26 protein-coding genes and 1 tRNA gene are annotated in these 26603 nt (G+C 63.8%); 11 read left to right on the forward strand and 16 right to left on the reverse strand.

The features are described from left to right. The coding region (locus H578_RS16380) for a hypothetical protein (protein ID WP_033420205.1) at positions 1 to 244 on the forward strand (244 nt) is incomplete at its 5' end. A gap of 124 nt (positions 245 to 368) precedes the next feature. Here the strand turns inward: H578_RS16380 and H578_RS0102965 are convergent. Further along, the gene (locus H578_RS0102965) at positions 369 to 590 is read right to left on the reverse strand and encodes a helix-turn-helix domain-containing protein (RefSeq protein ID WP_022872221.1); all 222 of its coding nucleotides are present in this window, start codon (positions 588 to 590) and stop codon (positions 369 to 371) included. Between the two features lie 97 nt (positions 591 to 687). On the opposite strand from H578_RS0102965, the gene H578_RS15410 reads away from it, so the two are divergent. Next, positions 688 to 1341 carry a helix-turn-helix domain-containing protein gene (locus H578_RS15410; protein ID WP_156837191.1) on the forward strand — a complete coding sequence of 218 codons (654 nt, stop codon included), beginning with the start codon at positions 688 to 690 and terminating at the stop codon, positions 1339 to 1341. Next, the gene (locus H578_RS0102975; RefSeq protein ID WP_022872223.1) at positions 1338 to 2606 is read left to right on the forward strand and encodes a tyrosine-type recombinase/integrase; all 1269 of its coding nucleotides are present in this window, start codon (positions 1338 to 1340) and stop codon (positions 2604 to 2606) included. Before H578_RS15410 ends, H578_RS0102975 begins: the two co-directional genes overlap by 4 nt. 78 nt (positions 2607 to 2684) lie before the next feature. Here H578_RS0102975 and H578_RS0102980 read toward each other — a convergent pair. The 4 genes from H578_RS0102980 to H578_RS0102995 all read right to left on the reverse strand — a co-directional run bounded on the left by H578_RS0102980 (position 2685) and on the right by H578_RS0102995 (position 4912). After that, positions 2685 to 2771: transfer RNA gene (locus H578_RS0102980), tRNA-Leu, on the reverse strand. A gap of 90 nt (positions 2772 to 2861) precedes the next feature. Next, positions 2862 to 3119 carry a type B 50S ribosomal protein L31 gene (locus H578_RS0102985; protein WP_028463877.1) on the reverse strand — a complete coding sequence of 86 codons (258 nt, stop codon included), beginning with the start codon at positions 3117 to 3119 and terminating at the stop codon, positions 2862 to 2864. A 107-nt stretch (positions 3120 to 3226) separates the two neighbouring features. Further along, positions 3227 to 4123 (reverse strand): sulfite exporter TauE/SafE family protein, encoded by an 897-nt coding sequence (locus tag H578_RS0102990; protein ID WP_425411254.1) that lies wholly within the window; start codon positions 4121 to 4123, stop codon positions 3227 to 3229. A 3-nt stretch (positions 4124 to 4126) separates the two neighbouring features. After that, entirely contained in the window at positions 4127 to 4912 is a 786-nt protein-coding gene (locus H578_RS0102995; protein ID WP_022872224.1) for an ABC transporter ATP-binding protein, read from the reverse strand. A gap of 37 nt (positions 4913 to 4949) precedes the next feature. Here H578_RS0102995 and H578_RS16675 point away from each other — a divergent pair, with 37 nt between their 5' ends. The 7 genes from H578_RS16675 (at position 4950) to pgl (ending at position 13378) form a co-directional block, all read left to right on the forward strand. After that, complete coding sequence (locus H578_RS16675) at positions 4950 to 5591, forward strand: HAD-IB family phosphatase (protein WP_281163345.1); 642 nt, start codon at positions 4950 to 4952, stop codon at positions 5589 to 5591. Between the two features lie 4 nt (positions 5592 to 5595). Next, the gene (locus H578_RS16560) at positions 5596 to 5940 is read left to right on the forward strand and encodes an HAD hydrolase family protein (protein WP_281163346.1); all 345 of its coding nucleotides are present in this window, start codon (positions 5596 to 5598) and stop codon (positions 5938 to 5940) included. 89 nt (positions 5941 to 6029) lie between these two features. Continuing rightward, on the forward strand, positions 6030 to 8159 hold the full coding sequence (gene tkt, locus H578_RS0103005; protein ID WP_022872225.1) for a transketolase: 2130 nt from the start codon (positions 6030 to 6032) through the stop codon (positions 8157 to 8159). Between the two features lie 29 nt (positions 8160 to 8188). Further along, entirely contained in the window at positions 8189 to 9325 is a 1137-nt protein-coding gene (tal, locus tag H578_RS0103010) for a transaldolase (RefSeq protein ID WP_022872226.1), read from the forward strand. Beyond that, positions 9322 to 10968 carry a glucose-6-phosphate isomerase gene (locus H578_RS0103015; RefSeq protein ID WP_022872227.1) on the forward strand — a complete coding sequence of 549 codons (1647 nt, stop codon included), beginning with the start codon at positions 9322 to 9324 and terminating at the stop codon, positions 10966 to 10968. Before tal ends, H578_RS0103015 begins: the two co-directional genes overlap by 4 nt. An 8-nt stretch (positions 10969 to 10976) precedes the next feature. Then, complete coding sequence (zwf, locus tag H578_RS12875) at positions 10977 to 12500, forward strand: glucose-6-phosphate dehydrogenase (protein WP_033420214.1); 1524 nt, start codon at positions 10977 to 10979, stop codon at positions 12498 to 12500. 71 nt (positions 12501 to 12571) lie between these two features. Next, entirely contained in the window at positions 12572 to 13378 is an 807-nt protein-coding gene (gene pgl / locus H578_RS0103025; protein ID WP_022872229.1) for a 6-phosphogluconolactonase, read from the forward strand. Positions 13379 to 13407: 29 nt separating this feature from the next. Here pgl and secG read toward each other — a convergent pair whose 3' ends face one another. Genes secG through gap form a run of 4 tightly spaced genes read right to left on the reverse strand, consistent with a single transcriptional unit; the run spans position 13408 to position 16764 of the window. Next, positions 13408 to 13659 (reverse strand): preprotein translocase subunit SecG, encoded by a 252-nt coding sequence (gene secG, locus H578_RS0103030; RefSeq protein ID WP_022872230.1) that lies wholly within the window; start codon positions 13657 to 13659, stop codon positions 13408 to 13410. Positions 13660 to 13671: 12 nt separating this feature from the next. Beyond that, positions 13672 to 14487, reverse strand: a complete 816-nt coding sequence (tpiA, locus tag H578_RS0103035; RefSeq protein WP_022872231.1) for a triose-phosphate isomerase — start codon at positions 14485 to 14487, stop codon at positions 13672 to 13674. Positions 14488 to 14522: 35 nt separating this feature from the next. Next, positions 14523 to 15746 (reverse strand): phosphoglycerate kinase, encoded by a 1224-nt coding sequence (locus tag H578_RS0103040; protein ID WP_022872232.1) that lies wholly within the window; start codon positions 15744 to 15746, stop codon positions 14523 to 14525. A gap of 10 nt (positions 15747 to 15756) precedes the next feature. Next, positions 15757 to 16764 (reverse strand): type I glyceraldehyde-3-phosphate dehydrogenase, encoded by a 1008-nt coding sequence (gene gap / locus H578_RS0103045; protein WP_022872233.1) that lies wholly within the window; start codon positions 16762 to 16764, stop codon positions 15757 to 15759. Positions 16765 to 16799: 35 nt separating this feature from the next. Between gap and H578_RS16145 the strand changes: the two genes are divergently transcribed. Continuing rightward, complete coding sequence (locus H578_RS16145; RefSeq protein ID WP_022872234.1) at positions 16800 to 16946, forward strand: hypothetical protein; 147 nt, start codon at positions 16800 to 16802, stop codon at positions 16944 to 16946. A 53-nt stretch (positions 16947 to 16999) separates the two neighbouring features. Here H578_RS16145 and H578_RS0103055 read toward each other — a convergent pair whose 3' ends face one another. From H578_RS0103055 to uvrA, 7 genes are all read right to left on the reverse strand, one after another. Further along, positions 17000 to 17623, reverse strand: a complete 624-nt coding sequence (locus H578_RS0103055) for a superoxide dismutase (protein WP_022872235.1) — start codon at positions 17621 to 17623, stop codon at positions 17000 to 17002. 189 nt (positions 17624 to 17812) lie between these two features. After that, positions 17813 to 18790 carry a DNA-binding protein WhiA gene (gene whiA / locus H578_RS0103060; RefSeq protein ID WP_022872236.1) on the reverse strand — a complete coding sequence of 326 codons (978 nt, stop codon included), beginning with the start codon at positions 18788 to 18790 and terminating at the stop codon, positions 17813 to 17815. A gap of 89 nt (positions 18791 to 18879) precedes the next feature. Further along, positions 18880 to 19920, reverse strand: coding sequence for a gluconeogenesis factor YvcK family protein (locus H578_RS0103065; protein ID WP_022872237.1), 1041 nt, complete (start codon positions 19918 to 19920; stop codon positions 18880 to 18882). 12 nt (positions 19921 to 19932) lie between these two features. Beyond that, complete coding sequence (gene rapZ / locus H578_RS0103070; RefSeq protein ID WP_028463881.1) at positions 19933 to 20823, reverse strand: RNase adapter RapZ; 891 nt, start codon at positions 20821 to 20823, stop codon at positions 19933 to 19935. Between the two features lie 2 nt (positions 20824 to 20825). After that, positions 20826 to 22805 (reverse strand): excinuclease ABC subunit UvrC, encoded by a 1980-nt coding sequence (gene uvrC / locus H578_RS12880; RefSeq protein WP_022872239.1) that lies wholly within the window; start codon positions 22803 to 22805, stop codon positions 20826 to 20828. Between the two features lie 3 nt (positions 22806 to 22808). Beyond that, positions 22809 to 23468: a lysophospholipid acyltransferase family protein gene (locus tag H578_RS0103080; protein ID WP_028463882.1), complete on the reverse strand. Its 660-nt coding sequence runs from the start codon at positions 23466 to 23468 to the stop codon at positions 22809 to 22811. A 102-nt stretch (positions 23469 to 23570) separates the two neighbouring features. Next, on the reverse strand, positions 23571 to 26480 hold the full coding sequence (gene uvrA, locus H578_RS0103085; RefSeq protein WP_051130768.1) for an excinuclease ABC subunit UvrA: 2910 nt from the start codon (positions 26478 to 26480) through the stop codon (positions 23571 to 23573). Positions 26481 to 26603: the final 123 nt, after the last annotated feature.

A 26603-nucleotide genomic window follows, 5' to 3' on the forward strand; every position in this document is an offset into this window, starting at 1 on the left:
CTACTACCGGCTGCTGGATGCCGAAGTGCTCAACCAGGCCCAGCAGGACGAGCTGGCTGCCTACAAAGCCTCACTGAACGTCGTGGACATCGCCCGGCGGATCACCACGATCCAACAGCGGCTCACCGCGCTAGCTGCGGCTCCCACCCGCAGGTTAGAGCGCGAGCTCGAAGCCAAGGCCGCCGCGGCGATGCCAGAAGCTGAATGGATCAAGATCGACCAACGCCGAGCCCGCGCAGCCTAACCCCCTCCAGGGCCCTCGATTACGCGGGGATTTTTAGGTGAGGCACGAGGGGTCATTTCCCGGGGACTTGACTGTGAGGCACCACGGGGCGGTGCCGAATCGGCACACCCGCACCCAGAGGCGTTCAGGACTCGCGGCCAGGTGTGTCGTCGGCGAACAGGGCGAGGAACTTCTCGCGCGGGATCACGATCCGCCGCCCAAGCCTCACCGACGGGATCGTGCCCTCGTTGATGCTGGTGGTGACCGTGCGCGGATCGACGCCGAGCGCTTCGGCGGCTTCCTTGCGGGTGATGACGAGGCTGCGCCGCTTGCGCAGGTCTTCCATGCCGAGAGTGCTCTGCCGCATCATCACACCATCCGTTCCAGTCCACGCGCGAGAAGGTGCCCACCAGAATAGATCCACGGGTCTTGCGCTGTCAAGTATAGCAGTGTAGATTTCTTGTATGGAAACAGAACGGGTGCGGGGCAACCCCGCGGGAATCACGAACACGCACGTCGCGAACAACATCCGCGCCGCCAGGCAGGCGATCGGCATGGACTTGCGCACGCTCTCCGACGGGATCGCCGCCGCAGGCCGCAAACTCTCCCCGTCGGGCATCAGCAAACTGGAGGCCGGGGATCGCCGGGTAGACGTGGACGACCTCACTGTCATCGCGTACCTGCTGCGCACCACCCCCGCCGCTCTCCTCACACCACCGGAGGGGCAGACGACGCTCACCGGCGTGCCGGAGGAGTTCGAGCCGGAGGAGATCGACCGGTGGATGCGCGGGGAACTCGTGCTCACCGACGAGGGGCTGTTCAACTACTGGCAGCAGGAATGGGTGATCTGCACCGACCGCATCCACCACCTCGAAACCACCCTCGCCGGCATGACCGCCCCAAGCAAGGATGATCCCGACCGGCCCAGCGCGCACCCCAAGACCATCGCCGCCTACCAGGAGCGCCTGGATGCGGCGCGTGCCCGGGCGCGGGTGATCCGGGAGCGGGGCGTGCAGCTCGACCCGGAGGGGCGCGTGTTCAACGCCGCCGACTACATCGACAACTACCCCCAGACCCACCAGCCCGGAAAAACGACCGCGAGGAGCAGCCTGTCATGACCACAAAGAAACCATCCGCACCGGAGCAGAGCGACGGGGGTGAGAAGAAGCAGCGCCGCTCCCGCTCCCGGCAGCCCGGCTCAATCCAGGAGTACCAGACGGACAAGGGTAAGCGGTGGCGGTTCCAGATCTACGTGCTCAAAGACCCCGAGTATCCCGAAATGGGATCGCGCCGTCTCACCCGTTCCGGGTTCACCAGCACCGACGAAGCGAACGATGCCTTGCAAGAGGCGCTGAAGCAGCGCAAACAGAACGAGAAGTTCGGCAACAAGGTGCCCACCGTGGGTGTATACGCCGACGAGTGGGCGGCAGGGCTCAAGCTCGCCGCCTCCACGATCAAGGGGTACAAGAAGATCATCCGCAACCACATCAAGCCCCAGCTCGGCGCGATCCGGCTCGACAAGCTCACCGCCACGAGGATCGCCCGCCACTACCGCGACCTCGAAGACCACGGCCGCAAAGACGAATACGGCAAGGGCAAGCCGCTGTCGGCCAACTCGGTGCACAAGGTGCATGTCGTGCTCGGTGCGATCCTCGACGCCGCGATCGACGACGGGCACCTGACGGTCAACCCGGCGAAGAAGAAGCGCACCGTCAAGCCGCCGACCACGAGCGAGGTGCGGGCACAGAAACCCGAGATCGTCACCTGGACGGCCGACCAGCTCGCCCTGTTCCTCACCTGGAACGAGAAAGAACTGAAAGACGAGCTGTTCCCCATGTGGCGATTCATCGCCTACACCGGTATGCGCAGATCGGAAGCACTCGCGCTGAAATGGTCGGACATCAACACGAAGAACCAGCGGGTCAGTATCCGCCGCGCCGTCGACACCGACGACTGGACGAAGACGAAACCACCCAAGACCGGCAACGCCCGCGTCATCGACGTGGACGCCGAGACCTTGAAGGTGCTCGCCTCCTACAAGGTCGCCCGCGCCGAGGTCTCGTTCGAGCTGGCGAAAGCCGATGCCTACGTGTTCGGGGACGACGACGGGAAGGTGCGCTCACCCGACGCGATGACGAGCCGCTGGGATCGCCGCATGAACTGGCTCACCAAGAAGCACGACACCATGCACCGGGTCACGATCAAAGGGCTGCGTCACACCCACGCGACCCTGCTGCTCGAACTCGGAGAGCACCCCAAGGTCGTCCAGGAGCGTTTGGGGCACTCAACGATCACCACGACGATGAACATCTACTCCCACGTCACCCCGACCATGCAGCGGTCGGCCGTGACCCGCTTCGCCGCCCACCTCGGCAACGCTTAGCACTTTTTCTAGCACTTCCAACGAAAATGGCCCCGATCAGGAGTTCAAAACTCCTGATCAGAGACCATTTTCCATTCGTGCGCGAGGGGGGACTTGAACCCCCACCCTCATTAATAGAGGACTAGCACCTCAAGCTAGCGCGTCTACCTATTCCGCCACCCGCGCAAGGGGGCTGCTGCCAGCTGATCCACTCACCTGGAGCCAAGAGAGCTTAGCACGGCAGCAGCAGCCGGAACGAATTGTCCGGCGCTGAGCTTACTTCTTCCCGCCGAAGCCGGCGAAGCGCTTGTTGAACTTGTCCACACGGCCGGCGGAGTCCATAATCCGCTGTTTACCGGTGTAGAAAGGGTGGGAGGCTGCGGAGATTTCGACGTCAATCACCGGGTAGGTGTTGCCGTCCTCCCACTCCATGGTCTTATCGCTTGTCGCGGTGGACCGGGTGAGGACCTTCTCACCGGAGGAGAGGTCGTTGAAGATCACCGGCTGGTACTTCGGGTGGATATCTGCCTTCATCAGTGGATCCTTTTCATGCGCCGCTGGTTTGTGCCAGAAGCATTCGGGAACTCGAAAGATCGTGGGCCCGTGCAGGGCCAACAGTCCATACTACGCCAGGCAAGAGCTCAGATCCACTCGAAGAGATTATTGAGCATGACCACTAGGGCGACCAATCCCAGGGTGACGATGACTCCCCGCAACACCACCGGGCTGAGTCGCCGCCCCACCCAGGCCCCGATGAGCCCGCCGATCGTCGAACCCACCGCAATGATGAGCACCACTCCCCAGAGGATCACCCGGTCGTCCGGATCGCGGATGAAATAGTCGACGACGACGTAGCTCACCGCAGCAGTCAGGTTCACAAACGCCACCAGCAGGTTCTTCACCCCATTGGCCTGCTGGATCGTAGCCGCCAAGAGAATCCCCATAATCGCCATGAGCAGGATGCCCTGGGCTGCGACGAAATATCCCCCGTAGATGCCCGCCAGAAAGACCAACAACACCAGTGGCCAACGCACCGAAGCAGCCGCTTTCTCCCCGGCGGCCTGCGGGTCGTCGTCGGGCTGCGGAGTATTGGGGTCCGGGTCGGCAGTGCGTTCGGCAGCACGGCGCTTCACCCACGCTGAGAGCTTCGGTTGGGCGAGCACCATGGCCAGCGACAGGGCGATGAGCACCGGCGCAACTCGACCGAAGACCTCCTCGGGCAATGTGATGAGCAACGTGGCCCCGATGACTCCACCGAGGAACGACGCCGGCACTAACCGGGCCAGCACTCCACGCACCGCGCGGATCTCCCGCCGGTAGCCCCAGGCCCCGGTGAAGTTACCGGCGATCAAACCCATCGCGTTGGAGACTGTCGCCGAGACCGGCGGGACACCAAAGGCCACCAGCACCGGGAAGGTCACCAGAGTTCCTGAGCCGACCACCGTGTTGATCGCCCCAGCCCAGATCCCAGCCAGCAGGATGAGTAACAGCAGCCCCAAGCCGAGGCCGTGCAGTTCGAAGTCGAGAATCGCCTCCACGGGTCAGCGAACCATGAAGGCTGAGTAGCGTCCCTCGCGCTCCACCAAGCGCAACGGCATGTCAAAGGTGGTGGAGAGGTTCTCCCCGGTGAGGGTCTCCCCGATCGGACCGGAGGCAACGGTCTCCCCGTCCCGCAGCATGAGCACATGGGTAAACCCGGGCGGAATCTCCTCCAAATGGTGGGTCACCAGAATCGTGGTGGGTGCCTCCGGGCTGGAGACCAACTGGGAGGTCCGAGCGACCAGGGACTCCCGGCCGGCAAGGTCCAGGCCGGCACCCGGCTCATCAAGGAGCAGCAGCTCCGGGTCGGTCATCAGCGCCCGAGCGATCTGCACCCGCTTCCGTTCCCCTTCAGACAGCTGCCCGAAGGGTCGGTCAAAGACCGTGCCCACCCCCCAGGTATTGAGTAATTCGAAGGCCCGACGCTCGTCGAGCTGCTCGTATTGCTCACGCCAACGTCCAGTCACCCCGTAGGCAGCGGTGACCACGGCATTGAGCGCGGTTTCATGACCGGGCAGGGAGTTGGCCACCGCGTTGGAGCACAGCCCGATCCGCGGACGCAGCTCGAAGACGTCCACCCGCCCGAGGGTCTCGTCCAGCACCTGGGCTCGTCCCGTGGTGGGGAACAGCCGGGCCGCGGCGATCTGCAGCAGGGTCGTCTTCCCCGCACCGTTGGGACCAATGATGATCCACCGCTCGTCCTCACCGACGGTGAGACTGAGGTTGTTCAGCAGTAGCTTGCGTCCACGGCGCACCGTGACGCCATCGAGGGAGAGGACTGGACTCATGGGCTCCACACTATCGAACGGATAGAGTGACCAGGCCATGAGTGAACCCCGCACTGACCGACCTGCTGACCTGCCCGCCGGAACGGTGGCCACCCTCGCCGCCGAACATCTGCCACCGTCCCTGATGCGTTCGGTGACCGCCGAGTTCACCCGACGTGGCCAGGTGCACCGCAGCGAATCGTCGTCGTTCCCCACCCCCGCTGGTCCGGTGGACGCGGTGCGTTGGGCGGTCTCGGTAGAGGACTACGACGACCCCGAAGGCACCGGATGGTTAGCCTCGCTGCTGCAAGATGCCGCCCACCAGCTCAGCGGTGATGTCACCACCACAGTGCTGCCGGCCGGGCAGCGTCCCAGGAAGACGGGCATGCTCATCATGGACGTCGATTCCACGCTCATCGACCAGGAAGTCATCGATCTGCTCGCTGCCCACGCCGGTCGTGAGGCCGAGGTCGCCGAGATCACCGAACGCGCGATGCGCGGTGAACTGGACTTCGCCGGGTCGCTGCACGCCCGCGTCGCCGCTCTGGAAGGTCTCCCCGTGACGGTGTTGGAGGAAGTGCTCCACCAGGTCACCCCGAGCCCCGGGGCACAAGCGCTCATTGCTGCGGTGAGCAGCCGCGGCTGGCCGGTGGTGGCGGTCTCCGGGGGGGTTCGACCAGATCCTGGCCCCGCTGGCTGAACAATTGGGGCTTTCCGCGCATCGGGCCAATGTATTGGAGGTCTCCGGTGGTGTACTCACCGGCAGAGTCCACTCAGATGTGGTGGATCGGGCCGCTAAGGCCCAGCAACTGCAGTCGTGGGCAGCGGAGTACGGCGTTGATCCCGCTTCTGTCGTGGCGATCGGAGACGGTGCCAATGACCTCGATATGGTGCATGCCGCCGGCGTCGGCGTGGCTTTCTGCGCTAAACCAGCACTGGCCGATGCGGCCGATCTCAACGTCATACATCGCAATCTTGATCTGGTGCGCTTCGCTCTGGGGCTCACTGGCTCGGCGCCTGATGGTGAAGACCCGGCAATCGTGCGGTAACTGAAGACGCCTACAGTCACCCCGGGTAGGCTGTAGTGAGATGCGGCACAACGATGTGCTCCTGATGAACCCTGATGAGAAAAACCCTGATGGAGGACACTTCCGTGACCGATACCGACACCGTCTTCTCCGAGCTCGACCAGCGTGCGGTGGACACTGCTCGCGTGCTGGCCGCTGACGCGGTGCAGAAATGCGGCTCCGGCCACCCTGGGACCGCCATGTCCCTGGCCCCTGCGGCCTACTTGCTGTTCCAGAAGGTCATGCGCCATGATCCCTCGGATCCGCAGTGGATGGGACGGGATCGGTTCATCCTCTCCCCTGGACACACTTCACTGACCCTCTACGTGCAACTGTTCCTCTCCGGCTATGGGCTGGAGATGGATGATTTGGCCGCGCTGCGGACCTTTGAGTCGAAGACTCCGGGCCACCCGGAGTACGGGCACACCGACGGGGTGGAGATCACGACCGGGCCGTTGGGCCAGGGGTTGGCCTCCTCGGTGGGTTTTGCCTACGGGCAGCGTCGCCTGCGTGGGCTACTGGATCCCGACGCCGCCCCGGGCACCTCTGTCTTTGACCACACGGTGTGGGTCATCGCCTCGGATGGGGACCTTCAGGAGGGTGTGACCTCTGAGGCTTCCTCGCTGGCCGGTCACCAAGAGCTCGGCAATCTCAATGTCATCTGGGATGACAACAAGATCTCCATTGAGGACGACACTGATATCGCCTTCACCGAGGATGTCGCGGCCCGGTATGAGGCCTATGGGTGGCACGTCCAGCGGGTCGACTGGTTGAAAACCGGCGACTACGTCGAGGACGTCGCCGAGCTGGAGCGGGCCCTCACCGCGGCCCGCGCGGAGACCTCCAAGCCCTCGTTGATCTGCCTGCGGACGATTATCGGCTGGCCGGCTCCGACCAAGAAAAACACCGGTGCTGCGCACGGTGCCGCTCTGGGGGAAGACGAGGTGGCCGCCACCAAGGAGGCACTGGGCTTCGATCCCCAGCAGCACTTCCACATCGACGCAGAGGTCCTCAGCCATGCCCGCCAGGTCGCCGAGCGCGGTGCTGCGGCTCGGCGCGAGTGGGAGAAGAACCTTGCCGCTTGGCGGCAGAACAATCCCGACTCGGCGGCTCTCTACGACCGGCTCCTCAACGGTGAGTTGCCTCAGGGGTGGGAAGAGGTTCTTCCGGAGTTCCCCGCCGGAGAAGCGGTAGCCACCCGTGCCGCCAGTGGAAAGGTCATCAACGCGGTGGCTCCGGTGCTGCCCGAGCTCTGGGGCGGTTCGGCGGATTTGGCCGGTTCCAACAACACGCTCATCAGCAGTGAGCCAAGTTTTGTGCCCTCGCAGCGGAAGACCGCAAAGTTCGAAGCTGACCCGTATGGGCGCAATCTGCACTTCGGGGTGCGGGAGCATGCTGCCGCTGCCATCACCAATGGGGTCCAGCTCTCGGTGCCTCTGCGCACCTATAACGGCACTTTCCTCATCTTTTCCGACTACCAGCGCCCGGCGGTCCGCCTGGCTGCCCTGATGGGGATCGGGTCGATCTTCGTGTGGACGCACGATTCCATCGGCCTGGGGGAAGACGGTCCGACCCACCAGCCAGTGGAGCAGCTGCCGAGTTTGCGGGCGATCCCGGGGCTCGACGTCGTGCGTCCGGCTGACGCCAATGAGGTCGCTATCGCCTGGCGAGAGATCCTCAAGCGCCGTGACCGCCCGGCCGGTATCGCCCTGACCCGTCAGGGGGTACCGACCTACGAACGCGGTTCCGGAGCCGCCACTGCGGAGAGCTTCGGCTCGGTCGAGGGTGTGTCCAAGGGGGCCTATGTGCTCGCCGAGGCGGTCAAGGACGGGGCCGTGGTGACTCCCGATGTCATCCTCATCGGCACCGGCTCTGAGGTGTCCCTGGCTGTGGAGGCCCGCCAAGCACTGGCCCAGCAGGGTCTCGCCGCCCGGGTGGTCTCCGCACCCTGCCTGGAGTGGTTCGCCGAGCAGGACGCTGACTATCGCGAAGCGGTGCTGCCGTCCTCGGTGAAGGCGCGCGTGGCCGTGGAGGCCGCCCACCCGATGACCTGGTACCCCTATGTGGGCGATGCTGGCCGGATCGTCGGACTGGATCACTTCGGAGCCTCGGCCGACTACAAGACCCTGTACCAGAAGTTCGGTATCACCTCGGAGGCTGTCGCTGAGGCCGCCGAAGAATCTATCCGCGCTGCAGCCTGAGACCTCCCCACCCCGCGAAGGAGAATCGCATGTCCACTGAGACCACCACTGCGAACCCCAACACCCAGGCGCTGAGTGATGTCGGCGTCTCGATCTGGCTCGACGACCTCAGCCGGGAACGGCTCAACAACGGTTCCCTGGCCCAGCTGATTGAAACCCATCACGTCGTGGGAGTCACCACTAACCCGACGATCTTCGAGACCGCGTTGCAGCAGGGCGAGGCCTACGAGGAGCAGCTGAAGGAGCTGGCAGCTCAAGGTGCCGACGCCGAACAGGCGGTCTTTGAGATCACCACCGCTGATGTGCGCGCTGCGTGTGATCTCTTCTCCGGTGTGTACGCCGCCACCGATGGTGTCGATGGTCGGGTCTCCATCGAGGTTGACCCGCGGCTGGCCCGGGACACTGAGCGGACCATCGAAGCTGCCCGGGCCCTGTATCAGGCGGTAGACCGCGAGAACGTCATGATTAAGATCCCTGCCACGGTCGAAGGGATCGAGGCGATTGCCACAGTGCTCTCTGAAGGCATCAGCGTCAATGTGACACTGATCTTCTCGCTGGAGCGCTATCGGGCGGTCATCAACGCGTTCATGCTCGGCCTGGAGAAAGCCCACGCCGATGGGTTGGATATCTCCAAGATCCATTCGGTAGCTAGCTTCTTCGTCTCCCGGGTGGACTCCGAGGTCGACAAGCGCCTAGAGCTTGCCGCAGAGGCGGGCAAACCGGATACTGCCAAGTTGAAGTCCAAGGCTGCCATCGCCAATGCCCGGCTGGCTCACCAGATCGCCACCGAGTCCTTTAGCTCCGAACGCTGGCTGCTGCTGGCTGAACGGGGTGGGCGTCCACAGCGGCTGCTGCTGGCCTCCACCGGAACCAAAGATCCCAGCCTCTCCGACACTCTTTACGTGACCGAGCTGGCTGCTCCCGGGGTGGTCAACACCATGCCAGAGAAGACACTGATGGCCCTGGCCGACCACGGGGAGGTCGATGGCGACACGATGACGGACACCTACGTGGAGTCCAACCGGGTTCTTGACGGTATCTCCGCTGCTGGGATCAGTTACCGCGATGTCGTCGACACTCTGGAGGCCGAAGGACTGCAGAAGTTCGATACCTCCTGGGAAGGCCTGCTCAGCACCATCGACGAAGGACTGAAGAGGAACGCATGAGTTCACTGGCGCTGTCACTACTCGGCGCGGCCCGCGAGGCCGCCGATACCCATGTGCCCGGTCTGGTAGACCACGAGTTCGCCTCCCGCCTGGCGGCCAAGGACCACACCCTGTGGGGTCCCGAAGCTGAGGACGAGGCGGCACAACGCCTCGGCTGGGTCTCGCTCTTCGACGACTCCAAGGAGCTTCTGCCCCGGATCACCCGTCTGCGCGAGGAACTCACCGATGAGGGTGTCGACCGAGTCGTACTGGCCGGAATGGGAGGGTCTTCGCTAGCTCCGGAGGTCATCTGCGCCACCGAGGGCGTGGAGTTGACCGTGCTGGACTCCACCGACCCTCAGCAGGTCTCCGGGGCCCTGCGCGATCTCCAGCGAACCGTGCTGGTGGTTTCGTCGAAGTCTGGTTCCACGGTGGAGACCGATTCTCAGCGCCGCATTGTGCAGAAAGCCTTCAGCGATGCCGGGATCGATCCGTTCTCACGGACCGTTGTGGTCACCGACCCGGGCTCCCCCATGCACGAGCAGTCCCGCGCCGACGGGGTACGCGCGATCTTCGAAGCGGACCCGACGGTGGGCGGCCGGTACTCAGCTCTGACGGCTTTCGGGCTGGTGCCCGCCGGGCTGGCCGGGGCTGATGTCGCTCAGCTGCTCGACGACGCCGAGGACGCCGCCGGGGTGCTGGCCGAGAACGAAGCCTCCAACCCCGGGTTGCAGTTGGGTGCGGCCATCGGCGGTACAGAACCGCTGCGCAATAAGCTCGTCATTGTCGATGCCGGCTCTCCCCTGGTGGGACTCGGAGCCTGGATCGAGCAGCTCGTTGCCGAGTCCACCGGCAAGAACGGCACAGGAGTTCTGCCGGTGCTTGTCGCCGACGGCGAGCCGGAACTGACACGGGAGTTCGACGACGTCCTGGTCGCTGAGATCGTAGACGCCGAGGCCGAAGACGGTGCCAGTGTCGACGCCGACGCCGGCGAGACCGTGGTAACCCCACACACAGTACGTACCGGGGGTAGTTTAGGGGCCCAGTTCCTGCTGTGGGAGGTCGCCACTGTGGTGGCCGGCTCCCTACTGGGCATTAACCCCTTCGATCAGCCCGATGTTGAGTCGGCCAAACGGGCAGCCCGCGGATTGCTGGACTCCCCCGCCCCGGAGGCTAGCGAGGCCACCGTCGACGGCACCGTGGAGATCCGCACCGCCGGGGATGAATCCCTGCTCAGTTCCGGTCAGACCACACTGCCTGAGGCGCTGCGGGCACTCATTGGGCGTGTCCCCGAGCACGGTTACCTGGCGGTGATGGCCTACCTGGACCGGACCACCGAAGCTCGCTTAGAGGACATTCGCCCCCAGCTGGCCCAGGCCGTCGGCCGACCGGTTACCTTCGGTTGGGGTCCGCGTTTCTTACACTCCACCGGCCAGTTCCACAAGGGTGGCCCTCACGTGGGTGTCTTCCTCCAGCTCACCGCTTCGGTGACCGAAGATCTCGAAGTCCCAGAACGACCCTTTAGCTTGGGGCAGCTCATTGCAGCCCAGGCCGCCGGGGATGCTCAGGTGCTCGCCGACCACGGTATGCCTGTGCTGCGGCTGCATCTGCGTGACCGGGAAGCCGGTATTGACCAGATTCTCGAGGCGGTCAGCGCCCTGTGAAACAGCAGATGACCCCGGCTCCGGCCCCCAACGGAGCACGCTCGGCTGGTCCGTGTGCCATGGTGATGTTCGGTGTCACCGGTGATCTGGCCCGTAAGAAGCTACTCCCGGCTATCTACGACCTCGCCAACCGGGGTCTGCTGCCGGCCAGTTTCTCTCTGGTGGGTTTCGGCCGCCGCGAGTGGAGTGACGACCGTTTCGCCGAGGAAGTCCTCAAGCACGTCCAAGCCGGCTCCCGGACCCGCTTTGATCCGCAGATCTGGGAGCAGTTGGCCGGAGGGCTGCGCTTCGTTTCCGCTAGTGGATTCGAGGACGACGACGCCTTCGCTCAGTTGGGCGAAACCCTTGCGGAACTGGATGAAACCCGCGGCACCGGAGGCAACCATGCCTTCTACCTGTCCATCCCGCCGAACTCCTTCGAGACGGTCTGCCAGAAACTCGACGCCCACGGCCTGGCCCGGCGGCAACAACACCCGAAGGATCCCTGGTCACGGGTCATTATTGAGAAACCCTTTGGCCATGATGAAGCCTCGGCCCACGAGCTCAATCATGCCATCGAACGGGTCTTCGCCTCTGACGATGTCTTCCGCATCGACCACTACCTCGGCAAAGAGACGGTCCAGAACCTGGTGGCACTGCGTTTTGCCAATCGACTCTTCGAACCGCTGTGGAACAACCAGCACGTCGACCACGTGCAGATCACCATGGCGGAGAATTTCGGAATTGATGGGCGGGCCAGCTATTACGATGGGGTCGGTGCCGCTCGGGACGTCATCCAGAACCACTTACTCCAGTTGCTCGCGTTGACCGCGATGGAGGAACCCATTCGGTTCGACGCCGACCACCTGCGCCGCGAGAAGGAGAAAGTCCTCGAAGCCGTGCAGGTCCCGGAGGACATTGAAGCTGCCAGCGCTCGGGGGCAGTACTCCTCCGGCGAACAGCACGGTGAACAGGTCGTCGGTTTCCTCGACGAGGAGGGCTTCGACCCGCACTCCACCACTGAAACGTTTGCCGCCTTTAAACTGGGCATCCACACGCGCCGATGGGCCGGAGTGCCGTTCTACCTGCGCACCGGTAAGCGTCTGGCCCGCCGGGTGACGGAGATCGCCGTGGTCTTCAAGAAGGCACCGAACCTACTCTTCACCGAAAGCGACGACGACCGTTTCGGGCAGAACGCACTCATCATCCGGATCCAACCCAATGAGGGGGCCACACTACGGCTGACCTCCAAAGTGCCGGGTACCACCATGGATGTGCGCGACGTCGATATGGACTTCTCCTACGGCCGTTCCTTTACCGAGGAGTCACCGGAAGCCTACGAGCGGCTCATCCTCGATGTGCTGCTCGGTGAACCCCCGCTGTTCCCTCGGCACCGTGAAGTTGAGCTCTCCTGGCGGATCTGTGATCCGTTCATTCAGCACTGGGAGTCGGAATCAGCCCAGCCGGAGCCTTATGCTCCTGGGTCCTGGGGCCCAGACTCAGCCCACGAGCTGCTCGCCCGTGATGGGCGTGAGTGGAGAATTCCCGGCTGACGTGCAGATTTGCTGCCTAAGGTGAATTCTTAAGGCGGATCAGATCACAGATGAGAAAGGGTACTGCCAGGATGAGCGTGCAGGTCAATACCGCTACTGCTGAACCGGTCACAGAGATCTTCGAGGACCAGCAACAGCTGGCCGACTCCGTCGCCGCGAAGCTGTTGACGGTCATCAAACAGACCGTGGATGAAGAAGGTGCCGCTCACATCTCGCTCACCGGCGGTGGCCCCGGCATCGCTGTGCTGCGCTCGGTCGCTGCGCTGCTGCGCACCGGCCACGCCGAGGAGCCCGCTTGGGCTGCAGTGCACTTCTGGTGGGGTGATGAGCGTCTGCTGCCCGAAGATGATCCAGACCGCAATGAGAAGCAGGCGCGGGATGCTCTCCTTGACCTGCTGGTGGACGACTTCGGCCTCCCGCCTGAGAATATCCATCCCGTTGCCACCTCCGAGGAGGCCGCGACCCCGGAGGCCGGAGCAGAGATGTACGCCCAGCAACTACAGGCCTACTCCCCCACCGGCGGCATCAGCGGACTACACCTGCCGCAATTCGCGGTCATGTTGCTTGGGGTGGGACCTGATGGGCACATCAACAGCCTCTTCCCGGGCAAGCAGACGCTGCAGGCCTCGGGTCGCACCACTGTGGGAGAAGAGGACGCTCCATCTGAGCTGGGCCCTCCACTGCGGGTCACCCTGACCTTCGACGCCGTCCACACTGCTCGTCGGGTCTGGCTGGTCACCGCCGGGGAGTCGAAGACTGAAGCGGTCACTCGAGCCTTCGCTGAAGACACCCCGGTGGAGGACATCCCGGCACGCAATGCGCGCGGGGCACACCAGACCGTCTGGCATCTGGATCGCGCTGCCGCGGCCGGGCTCTGAGAACCCTCGCTGAACCTCTTGACGGAGCGCTAGGACTCGACGTTGATTTGAATGATGAGCGCGAGGGCGACGATGATGACGCCCCAGATAATGCCCAGGCTGATGGTCAGCCGGGTCAAGTTTCGCTCGGCCACACCGGAGGAACCCAGGGAGCTGGTCACCCCGCCGCCGAACATATCGCTCATTCCGCCACCGCGCCCCTTGTGCAGGAGGATGAGCAGGATGAGGAGCAGGCTGATGGCGGCCAGCGCCACCTGCAATGAGATCATGAGGAAGTCCATAGCGCTCTTATCCTACTCAGCGGTGACGTGCTTCTCGAACTGGGCGATCTTCGCGAACTCTTCGGCATCCAGAGAGGCACCGCCCACCAGCGCCCCGTCAACGTCGGTACCGGCGAGGATTGCTGCCACGTTCCCGGATTTCACCGAGCCACCGTAGAGCACCCGAACTCCGCTTGCGAAGTCCTCACCATACAGCTCGGTGAGCTTGCTCCGGATCGCTGCGGACATCTCTTGGGCGTCCTCCGGTCCTGCCGTCTTCCCTGTGCCGATGGCCCACACCGGCTCATACGCCACGACCAGCTCAGCGAGGTCTTCTGCACTGAAGTCGGCCAGCGTAGCCTCGAGCTGACCCAAGGTGTGCTCCACGTGCTTGCCGGCTTCACGGACTTCGAGGCCCTCGCCCACACAGAGCACAGGGGCCAAACCGTGCCGCAGCGCAGCAGCGATCTTCCGGTGGAGCAACTCATCGGTCTCGGCGTGGACTTCCCTCCGTTCAGAGTGCCCCACGAGAACGAACTGGCAACCCAGCTTCGCCAGGAACGCACCGGAGATATCCCCCGTGAAGGCGCCCGAGTCCTCCGGAGAAAGATCCTGGGCACCGTAGTCCAAGGAGAGCTTGTCCCCGGTCACCAGCGTTTGCACACCACGTAAATCGGTAAACGGTGGGAAGACGGCAACCTGGACCCGTTGGTAGTCATGCTCGGCGTCGTCCAGAGTCCACGCGAGTTTCTGGACCAGAGCGATCGCCTGCATATGGTCCATGTTCATCTTCCAGTTACCCGCAATGAGGGGGCGGCGGATGAACTGGCCGTCTTTCTGAAGAGTCATGACATCCTTCGTCGTGGTCGTTAGTGCGCTAGCAGTCAGCTGACGTTGAGGGCTTCAATACCCGGCAGGTTCTTACCTTCCAAGTACTCCAGGGAAGCGCCGCCGCCGGTCGAGATGTGCCCGAAGTCCGATGCACTGAATCCGAAGCTGCGCACCGCCGCGGCGGAATCTCCCCCACCGACAACAGTGAAACCGGCGGTCTTAGCCAGCGCCTGAGCCACCGTTTTGGTTCCGGAGGCGAATGCTGCCATCTCGAACACGCCCATGGGCCCGTTCCAAAAGACGGTCTTGGCTGCGGCGATCTCCTCAGCGAAGACAGCAGCTGAGTCCGGACCGATGTCCAGGCCCAGAGCATCAGCACCGTGCGAGCCAGTCTCCAACTCAGCAACGGCCAAGACCTCGTGGTCGGCGTCGGCGGCAAAAGCCGAGGCCATCACAACGTCGGTCGGCAGAACCAGCCGGCAGTTCTGCTCTTCGGCGGCGGCGATGAAGCCCCGGACGACCTCAAGCTTGTCCTCCTCCACCAGGGACTTGCCGATTCCGTAGCCCTGGGCTTTGAGGAAGGTGAAGACCATCCCTCCCCCAATGAGCAGAGTGTCCGCCTTGGGCATGAGGTTCTCGATGACGGCGAGCTTGTCCGAGACCTTCGATCCGCCCAGCACCACCGTGTAGGGGCGCTCAGGCTGCTCGGTGAGCCGGGTCAACACCTCAAGCTCCCGGGCCACCAGGTCGCCCTGATATGCCGGAAGCACAGAGGCGACGTCGTAGACGGAGGCATGCTTGCGGTGCACCGCCCCGAAGGCGTCATTGACATAGGCGCCGCGCGGTCCGGTCAACGCCGCCAACTCCCCGGCCAGCTGGGCACGCTGGGCCTCATCCTTGGAGGTCTCCCGCGGATCAAACCGGACATTTTCCAGCAGGAGGATCTCCCCATCGGACAATCCGGCGGCAGCAGCCTGTGCACTCGGTCCTACAAGGTCTTCAGCCCGTGTGACCGGTACCTGCGTCAGCTCTGCGAGGCGAGCGGCAACCGGGGCCAGAGAGAACTCCGGCTTCGGCTCCCCTTCGGGGCGACCCAGGTGTGCGGTGACGATTACCCGGGCGCCGGCCGCGGCGAGTTTCTCCAAAACCGGCAGGGAGGCGCGGATGCGACCGTCGTCGGTGACGCGGCCGTCGTCGAGGGGGACGTTGAGGTCGCTGCGGACCAGGACAGTGCGCCCCGCGACGCCGTCAGCGATCAGGTCATCGAGGGTCTTCATACCAGTCAGATTACAGCGTTTTGCCGACGTAGACCGCCATATCGGCCAGCCGGGAGCTGTAGCCGTATTCGTTGTCGTACCAGGCGAAAACCTTCACCGTCTGGCCGATGACCTTCGTCAACGGAGCATCGAAGATCGATGCGTGTGGGTCCCCGACAATGTCGGTGGATACCAGCGGGTCCTCGCTGTAGGCCAGAGCACCGGCCAGCGAGCCCTCGGCGGCTTTCTTGAAGGCGGCGTTGACTTCATCGACGGTCACGCCCTCCTTCTTGACCGTGACGGTGAGGTCGGTACCGGAGCCGGTGGGAACCGGAACCCGGACCGCGAAACCGTCGAGCTTACCGTCGACCTCCGGCAGCACCGCGCCGATCGCCTTGGCCGCACCGGTAGACGTGGGGACGATGTTCAGCCCGGCTGCGCGAGCCCGACGCAGGTCCTTATGCGGGGCGTCGTGGAGACGCTGGTCTCCGGTGTAGGCGTGAATCGTGGTCATCAGGCCTTCGACGATGCCGAACTCATCGTTGAGCACCTTGGCCACCGGAGCCAGGCAGTTCGTGGTGCAGGAAGCATTGGAGATAACGGTGTGGTTCTGCGGGTCGTAGACCGACTCGTTCACCCCGAGCACCAACGTGGCGTCCACGCCCTTACCGGGAGCAGAAACGATGACCTTCTTCGCTCCGGCGTCAATGTGCTTGCTCGCCGATTCCTTATCAGTGAAGAAGCCGGTGCACTCCAGGACGATGTCCACCCCGAGCTCACCCCACGGCAGCTTGGCGGGGTCTTTCTCCGAGTACAGGGCGATACTGCGGCCATTGACCACCAGCTTCTCGCCATCGAGGGAGACCTCACCGGGGAACCGGCCAAGCACGGAGTCGAACTTGGTGAGGTTGGCTTGGACCGCCGGGTCGGTCAGGTCATTGATCGCCACGACCTCCAGGTCCTGGCCCTGCTCGGCGATGACGCGCAGGACGTTGCGCCCGATCCGTCCGAAACCGTTGATCGCGATGGTGGTCGCCATGTGCTGTTTTCCTTCCGTGTCCGGCGTGAGGGTGCATGACCCGATACAACGACTTGGGGATCAGCCGCGCCATGGACACCTACTCCGTGCCGGCGCTGCTGACCCCCAATAACGTCATCGTTCTCAGGTGCCTGAGGAATATGCAGTTCAATCAGTGCATCACCAGTATGTCACGTGCGTGATACTTCTGTGACCGCTGTCTCGCCATGTCGACGGCCAGCGGTCACAGCACAGCTCATGGGGTGACGAGCTTGCCAGCCCCGGCCTTGGCGGACTCCAGGCGAGCGGCGACGTCGGCCCAGTTGACGATGTTCCAGAACGCCTTCACATAGTCAGGCTTGACGTTGACGTAGTCGAGGTAGAAGGCGTGCTCCCACATATCCAGCATCAGCAGCGGAGTGGTGGCCACCGGCACGCCATTCTGCTGGTCGTAGAACTGCTCGATGACGAGGCTGCCACCGATCGGCTCGTAGGCCAGGATTGCCCAACCAGAACCCTGGATCGTCAGAGCGGCCTGGGTGAACTGGGCCTGAAAGTTATCGAAGGAACCGAAGTATTCATCGATGGCAGCGGCGAGTTCACCTTCGGGGCGCTCCTGACCCTCCGGGGAGAGGTTCTTCCAGAAGATCGAGTGGTTGATGTGCCCGCCGAGGTTGAACTGCAGGTCTTTGAGCAGCTTCGGCGTAGTGGAGTAATCGCCCTTCTCCCGGGCTTCGGCTAGCTGCTCCAGAGCCGTATTGAGACCCTTAACATAGGTGGCGTGGTGCTTGGAGTGGTGCAGCTCCATGATGCGCCCAGAGATGTGCGGCTCCAGCGCGCCGTAGTCGTAGTCCAGCTCAGGCAGGGTGTACTCGGCCATGGATCTCTCCTCCTGTTGGTCGGAATCTCACGAGGTCAGCGCCTCGCTCCGACTCTCATCCTATGCACTGTCCCGCAGTGGACATAAGGGGTTGACGCACTGTGACATGAGCTGTTCACCCACAGGTGAAATAACAGGGTTTCGTCAGTTTTTATGCATACCTAAAACTGTACTGGTGGGGCTGAGGAGTCAGTCGACGACGTCGTCGGGAACATTCGCGTTGGTGTCCGGAATACCCAGTTCCTCGGCTCGTTTATCCGCCATAGCCAACAACCGACGGATGCGCCCGGCCACTGCGTCCTTGGTCATCGGCGGATCCGCCAACCGCCCGAGTTCATCGAGCGAAGCCTGCTTATGCTGCAGCCGCAGTTTGCCCGCGTACTCGAGATGTTCGGGAACCTGGTCGCCAAGGATCTCCAGGGCCCGCTCCACCCGGGCGCCCGCTGCTACGGCGGCTTGGGCCGAGCGGCGGAGGTTAGCGTCATCGAAGTTGGCCAGCCGGTTGGCGCTGGCACGGACCTCTTTACGCATCCGCTTCTCCTCCCACACGAGCAGAGTCTGGTGGGCACCCATGCGGGTCAGCAGCTGAGCAATAGAATCAGCATCGCGGATGACGACCCGGTCGGCGCTGCGGACTTCACGGGCCTTGGCGGTGAGGCCGAGCCGGCGAGCGGCACCAACGAGAGCCAACGCAGCCTCGGGGCCGGGGCAGGTGACCTCCAAAGAGCAGGAGCGCCCCGGCTCGGTGAGGGAGCCGTGGGCCAGAAAAGCACCCCTCCAGGCGGCCACCGCGTCAGCCACTGAGCCATTGACAATGACCGAGGGCAGGCCCCGCACCGGACGGCCACGGCCGTCGATGAGCCCGGTCTGCCGAGCCAGGGCCTCCCCTTCGCGCACCACCCGGACCACATACCGGGCACCGCGTTTGAGACCGCTGCCCGAGACGACGATGACTTCACAGCCGTGCCCGTAGACCTCTGCGAGGCTAGCCCGGAGCCGACGGGCGGTGGCGGCGTGGTCGAGTTCAGCCTCGATGACGATGCGGCGGGAGATCACGTGGAGCCCACCGGCGAACCGCAGCATGGCCGATACCTCGGCCTTGCGTTCAGAGGTGGTAGCCACCTCGGTACGAGCGAGTTCGTCTTTGACCGATTCGGTCAGCGCCATAGTGTGTGCGGGTCCTTCGGTTGTCATCGGGCAGGCGGCCGGCTCAGCCATAGTACCGGCCCCAGCTCACGCCGGTGTGAACAGCCTGCTCAACGGTGGAAGACCTCGTTGAACGCGATCGCCAGCCGCAGGGTGTCGTGGATGTCTGATCGGTCATGCCGGCGAACCTTGGCCCAGGTGATCTCCGCACCGAGCCGTTCGGCCGAGGCGGCGAAGGCTTCCCGCTCCTCCTCCCCCACTGAACGGGGGTCGGCGATGACCGCGTCGATGTTGAGTCCCGGGGCGTAGTGGGCGAGAACTTCGAGGTGGTCGGCTGCGCTCATCCCCCAGGTCTCGTCAGTGTCCGGTTTGAGGTTCATCACCACACAGCGCCGAGCCTCAGTCTCCTGCAGGGCGGTGCGCAGATCCTCTAACAGCAGGTGTGGGAGCACCGAGGTGTACCAGGAGCCCGGACCAAAGACGACCCAATCGGAAAGCTCGATGGCATTGACCGCTTCCACGCAGGCTTCGGCGTCGGCAGGATGTAAGCGGACATCGGTGAGCTTGCCCCCGCGGCCGGCTCGGGCTAATTCGGCTTGGGAATCAATCCGCACCGGCTCGGCTCCGGGTTCATCGGGGGTCACCAAGCCGGACATCGTCAGCGGGGTCCGGGACATCGGCAGCACCTGACCCCGGGCCCCGAGCAGTGCGCCGGCCCATCGTAATCCGTCGACCGGATCACCGAGCAGCTCCCACAGTGCCACGATGAGCAGATTGCCCACTGCGTGGTTATCGAGGTGGCCGGCCACGCCGTCTTTAGACCGGAAACGGTGTTGCATCACTTCAGCCCAGGTGCGCCCCCAGTCGGTGTCATCGCAGAGGGCGGTCAGTGCCATGCGGAGGTCCCCAGGGGGTAAGACATCCATGTCCTGACGGATCCGACCGGATGAGCCACCGTCATCGGCGACAGTACAAATAGCGGTGAGGTGCTCGGCGGCGATCACTCGCAGTGCCGAGAGTGTCGCTTTCAGCCCGTGCCCGCCGCCGAGCGCAGTGACACGCAAAGTCGGCTGGGCCGGGGCTCGCGCCGCCTCGGCGAAGGAGGTGACCGTCGGTAAGGGGCCGGTGAAACTGATGGGTCCGGTGCTCATCGCCTCAGCTTCCTATTCGCGCCCGAGGTCCCGGTGGACCACGTTGACTGTCACTCCGGGGATCTGGTCAAGCCGGCGGGCGAGCTCCTCACTGATCGCCACCGAACGGTGTTTGCCACCAGTACAGCCCACCGCCAGGGTCGCGTAGTGCTTGTTTTCCCGGCGGTAACCCTCCAAGACCGGGTGTAGGGCTTCGACGTAGCGTTCGATGAACTCGCCGGCTCCTTCATTGACGAGCACGAAGTCGCGAACTTTGGGGTCCTGACCGGTGTAGGGGCGCAGCTCGGGCACCCAGTGGGGGTTGGGGATGAAGCGGACATCGGCGAGGAAATTGGCATCAGCTGGGACGCCGTATTTGAAGCCGAAGCTCATGACGTTCAGCCGCAGGGTGACTGGTCCGTCCTCACTGAAGAGTTCGTTGACCGCGGCGGCCAAACCGTGCACGTTGAGGTCTCTGGTGTCGATGACGACCTCCGCGGCGGATTTCACATCCTTGAGCAGGTCCCGTTCGGCCCGGATCCCATCGAGAATGCGGCCGTCGCCTTGCAGCGGATGAGGACGCCGTCCGTGTTCAAATCGGCGCACTAGCAGTTCATCGGAGGCGTCGAGGAAGAGCAACCGGTAGGTGATCCCTGCAGCTTCGATGGAGGCGAGGGATTCGCGCATATTGCTGTAGAGCCGGCGGGAGCGGACATCGAGCACGACGGCGAGCTTCTCTACGGACCCCGGGTTACGGGCGATGAGGTCCATCATCGTGGTGATGAGCTCTGGGGGCATCCCTTCGACGACGTACCAGCCCATGTCTTCCAGGGCATGAGCCACTGTGGTGCGGCCAGCGCCGGACATGCCGGTGACGATCAGCAGCTCGTTCTCCGGCGGCTTCTGCGGCGTCAACTGGCTCATGGTCACGACTCTACCGGCCTGTGCCGGCCAGCGTCACCGCCTGAGGAGTCCTCCGTTGACCGGAGATGCTCGGCGATCTTGTGGGCGGTGTGTAGCCCAATCCCGGGGACCTCGGCGATCTGCTCCGGTGTGGCTTCGGTGAGCTGAGCCACCGAGCCGAAGTGGGCGACCACGGCGGCTCGTCGCTTGGTACCGAGCCCGGGGATGTCGTCGAGCGCGGAGTGGGTCATCTGCTTGGACCGTGCCGAACGGTGGTAGGCAATGGCGAAGCGGTGGGCCTCATCCCGGATGCGTTGGAGCATGTACAGCGCCTCAGAACTGCGCGGGAGCACCAGCGGGAAGTCATCCTGGGGAAGCCAGATCTCCTCGAGCCGTTTGGCCAGACCGATCACCGGCATGTCCTCCAACCCCAGTTCCTCGAGAGCGGCCCGGGCTGCGTTGACCTGGGGTTGCCCCCCGTCGACGACGACGAGACTCGGCGGGTAGGCGAAGCGGGGGGACTGACGATCCACCACTGTGGATTCTTTGACGCTGTCGGTGTCCCCGGGGCTCTCCTCCAGCACGGGGTTCTGCGATTCAGCGAGTTCCTTCAGATACCGAGAGAAACGGCGGGTGATGACATCGCGCATCGCTGAGGTGTCGTCCCGGGCCGCTTCACCGCGGATGGAGAAGCGGCGGTAGTCCTTCTTTTTGGGCAGACCGTCCTCGATGACCACCATCGAGGCGACCACGTTAGTGCCGGAGGTGTGGGAGATATCGAAGCACTCAATGCGCAGCAGGGGCTCGCTGAGCCCTAGGGCTTCCTGGAGTTCACGCAACGCAGCCGAGCGAGTGGTGATGTCCCCGGCTCGGCGGGCTTTATGCAGCTGCAGAGCCTGTTCGGCGTTCTCCTGCACCGTGGAAAGCAGGGCCGCTTTGTCCCCGCGTTGGGGAACCCTCAGGCTGACCTTCGCTCCGCGCCGTGCGCTGAGCCAGCTCGCCAGTTCCTCATGGTTCTCCGGCAAGGTGGGCACTAGCACTTCCCGGGGGATGCGTTCGGTGTCGGGGATATCCCCGTAGACCTGCAGGAGGAGTTGCTCGACGAGACCGGCGTCGTCGAGGTCCTCGACCTTCTCCGAGACCCAGCCACGCTGACCTCGGATCCTCCCCTGTCTGACGTGGAAAACCTGCGCGGAGACTTCAAGCTCGTCCTGGGCGAAAGCGAAGAGATCGGCTTCTGTCTCCTCTGAGAGCACCACGGCGTTGCGTTCAAAAACCCGGCGGAGCGCTTCGAGGTCGTCCCGGTGCCGAGCGGCGTCCTCGAACCGCAGTTCGGCCACCGCCTGTTTCATCTGCTCCTCGATCCGGCGCATATGCGGACCTGGCCGACCGGCCATCACCTCGACGAACTGCTCAGCGAGGTGCCGGTGGTCCTCCTCAGAGATATTGCCTACGCAAGGGGCGGAGCACTTGTCGATATAGCCCAGCAGGCACGGTCTGCCGGAGGCTTCGGCCCGGCGAAAGACACCAGCGCTGCAGGAGCGCACGGGAAAAACCCGCAGCATTGTGTCGACGGTCTCACGGATGGCTTTGGCCGGGTGGAAAGGACCGAAGTACTTCACCCCCGGTTTCTTGTCCCCCCGCATGACCTGGACCCGGGGATACTTCTCGTTCATCGTGACCGCGAGATAGGGGTAGGACTTATCGTCCCGGTACATGACGTTGAACCGTGGGGTGTGCTGCTTGATCCAGGTGTACTCCAGCTGGATGGCTTCGAGTTCGGAACCGACCACCGTCCATTCGACCCGGCTGGCGGTGTGCACCATCGCGTAGGTCTTCGGGTGTAACTGGTGCACCCCGGTGAAGTAGGAGTTCAACCGGGACCGGAGGTTCTTCGCCTTCCCGACGTAGATGACCCTCCCGTGGGGGTCAATGAACCGGTAGACCCCCGGTTTGGTGGGAATCTCCCCGGGAGCCGGACGGTAGGAGGCCGGATCAGCCATAGCTTAGGGGTGGCCCGCCTCAGTGGGCCGGGTGTTATAGCCTTCAGCGCGTTCCTGTCCGGAGAGCGCGGCGATAGCGTCCATAACCTGCTCGGTGGCTTCTTTACGAGGCTTCATAGAATGCTGAGGGCCCAGGTGCTCGAACTGCAGCGGCTGGCCCACCCGCATCTGGAACCGTGCCAGGCGGATGGAATTCGAATCGGGCGCTTGGAGCTTCTCCGTGCCGATGAGCCCCACGGGGATCACCGGGGCCCCGGTCGCCAGGGCCAGCCATCCGACCCCGTTGCGTCCCCGGTAGAGCCGACCGTCCCGACTGCGGGTGCCTTCGGGATAGATCCCCACCCCTTGCCCGGCGTTGACGATATCGCCGAGTCCGTGGAGTGCGCTGACCGCATCGGCCTGTTTGTCCCGCTCCACCGGCACGGATCCGAAGGCTTCAAAGAACAGCTTCATCCCTTTGCCTTTGATGCCAGGTTGGGTGAAGTACTCGGCCTTGGCGAAGAAACTCACCGGGCGAGGAAAGATGCCCTGGATAAGCACCGAGTCGAAGAAACTTAAGTGGTTGCTGGCAACGATAAAGCCCCCGCTGGAGGGAACGTTCTCCAGCCCGGTGACCGTGGGCCGGCAGGCCAAGCGGATCGCCCGGCCACCGGCACGGCGGATGCCTTCGTGGGCGCGTCGGCGGTCAGCACCGGCCCCGCCGGGGGGAAGATCAGAAACGTCTGCGGTGGTCACCGGATTACTGTAGCAACGGCGTCGTAAGAACTACTGCAGCAGCTCGGCAAGGTACCGGCCGGTGTGGGAGCCGGTGGTGGCGTGCCCGGCGGCTACCTGCTCAGGAGTGCCTTCGGCGACGATCCGGCCACCGCCGTTACCACCTTCGGGACCGAGGTCGATGAGCCAGTCGCAGGATTTGATGACATCGAGATTGTGCTCGATGGTCACCACCGTGTTGCCCTTGTCCACCAGTCCCTGCAGAACTCCCAACAGCTTGCGGATGTCTTCGAAGTGCAGGCCGGTGGTGGGTTCGTCAAGCACGTAGATGGAACGGCCGTTGGAGCGTTTCTGCAGCTCGGAGGCGAGTTTGACCCGCTGGGCTTCTCCGCCGGAGAGCGTGGTGGCGGACTGGCCAAGCCGCACATAGCCTAGACCGACGTCGACCAAGGTGTTCAGGTGCCGGGCGATAGGCGCGAAGGCCGAGAAGAAGTCGGCGGCCTGTTCGATGGGCATATCCAGGATCTCAGCGATGTTTTTGCCCTTGTAGGTCACCTCGAGGGTTTCCCGGTTATACCGGGCCCCCTGGCAGACCTCGCACGGCACGTAGACATCGGGCAGGAAGTTCATTTCGATCTTCAGCGTGCCGTCCCCGGTGCAGGCTTCGCAGCGGCCACCTTTGATGTTGAAGCTGAACCGCCCTGGCTTGTAACCACGGGTTTTGGCTTCGGTGGTCTCGGCGAAGAGCTTGCGGATGTGATCGAAGACGCCAGTGTAGGTGGCCGGGTTGGATCGCGGCGTGCGTCCGATGGGGCTCTGGTCGACCTGGATGATCTTGTCGAGGTGCTCCTCCACGCCTTCGATCCGACGATGCCGACCCGGAACCTGACGCGCATTGTTGAGCTTATTGGCCAGAGCCTTGGAGAGGATCTCGTTGATGAGCGTGGATTTACCCGAACCGGAGACGCCGGTGACTCCGAGGAAAACTCCCAGGGGGATATCGACATTGACCCCGTGGAGGTTGTTTTCCTGAGCTTCGATGATGCGGAGCCTGCGTTCAGGGTCGACTGCGCGCCGAGTAGTGGGCACCGCAATACGGCGGCGGCCCGCCAGGTAGTCTCCGGTGATCGAGTCGGTATTGCGGGTCAGTGCCTCTACGGATCCGGAGTGGACGATGTTTCCACCGCGCTCACCGGCCCCGGGTCCGATATCGACGACCCAGTCCGCCTCAGCGATGGTGTCCTCGTCGTGCTCGACCACGATGAGCGTGTTTCCCAGGTCTCGCAGTCGCGTCAACGTCGCAATCAGCCGAGTGTTGTCCCGCTGGTGCAGTCCGATGCTCGGTTCATCGAGCACATAGAGCACACCCACCAGTCCGGACCCGATCTGTGTAGCCAACCGAATCCGCTGGGCCTCACCCCCGGAGAGGGTACCTGCGGCCCGTTCCAGGGTCAGGTAGGTCAACCCGACATCGAGGAGGAACTCCAGCCGGGCGAGAATCTCTTTGAGGACCTGCTCGGCGATCGTGGCGTCCCTGGCGGAGAGTTTCAGATTTCGGAAGAACTCGGCGCATTCATCGAGGGGGTAACGGGCAATCTCTGCAATCGAGGTCCCGGCCACCAGCACGGACAGCACAGCGGGATTGAGCCGCTGGCCATCACAGGCCGGGCAGGGGATCTGACGCATGTACTGCTCATAGCGGTCACGAGCGTTATCCGATTCGACTTCCTCGTGCTTACGCGCAATCCAGTTCAGCACGCCTTCGAACCCGGTGGCGTAGCGGCGCTCCCGGCCCCACCGGTTCCGGTAAGACACCGTCACTTTGTAGTTGCGCCCGTGAAGGAGTGCGTTCTTCGCCTTCTTCGGTAGGTCCTTCCACGGAGTGTGGACATCGAAGTCGAGCTCGTGGGCCAGACCTTCGATCATCCGGGCGAAGTAGTCCTTGGTGGTGGCGCCAGTGGACCAGGGCGCGATGGCGCCGTCGTCGAGGCTCAGTGTGTCATCGGGGATCACCAGGGACTCGTCGACTTCGAGGCGGGAGCCGATTCCCGAGCAGACCTCACAGGCACCGAAGGGCGAGTTGAAGCTGAAAGTGCGCGGTTCGATCTCATCGATCGGCAACGGGTGCTCGTTGGGGCAGGCGAGGTTCTCGGAGAACTGCCGGTACTTCGGACCTGTGAGTCCCTCGGGCACCCGGTCGGGGTTGGCGGGTTCTCCCTCATCGGTGAGGTCGACCAGATCGATGACGACCCGGCCGTCAGCCTGTTTCAGTGCGGTCTCCACCGAATCGGTCAGCCGCTGCCGCATGCCCTCGCGGATCACCAGCCGGTCGATGACGACGTCGATAGTGTGCTTGTACTGCTTTTCCAACGTGGGCGGGTCGTTGAGTTGGATGAGTTCCCCGTCGACCACAGCACGGGCGAAACCGGCACCGGCCAATTCGCGGAAGAGGTCTTTGAACTCCCCCTTGCGCTCCCGCACCACGGGTGCGAGCACCTGAAATCGAGTGCCCTCTGGGAAGGCGAGCACCTGGTCGACGATCTGCTGGGGAGTTTGCCGTTCGATCCGCTCGCCGCATTCGGGGCAGTGCGGCACCCCGATCCGCGCCCAGAGCAGACGCAGGTAGTCGTGGATCTCGGTAACTGTCCCCACCGTGGAACGCGGGTTGCGGGACGTGGACTTCTGATCGATAGACACCGCCGGGGAGAGCCCCTCGATGAAGTCGATGTCTGGTTTGTCCACTCGCCCCAGGAACTGACGAGCGTACGCCGAGAGTGACTCCACGTAGCGTCGTTGCCCTTCGGCGAAGATCGTGTCGAAGGCCAGCGAGGACTTCCCCGAGCCCGAAAGTCCGGTGAAGACGATGAAGGCGTTGCGCGGCAGTTCGGCGCTGACGTTCTTCAGGTTGTGTTCTCGTGCGCCTTGGATGACGATTCGGTCGGCTTCAGCGCTACCGGTCACGCCATTCTGTGCGGCGCGGCGGGCGGCGTTCGCGTAGTACTCATCCACGGACTCGATCACAGCGGAGGCAGTCTCAGTCACTTGACCCAGTGTATTGCGCACCAGGTGATCGAACAAACATTC

Origin of the sequence: Nesterenkonia alba DSM 19423, from assembly GCF_000421745.1 — a bacterium.
Lineage (GTDB): Bacteria > Actinomycetota > Actinomycetes > Actinomycetales > Micrococcaceae > Nesterenkonia > Nesterenkonia alba.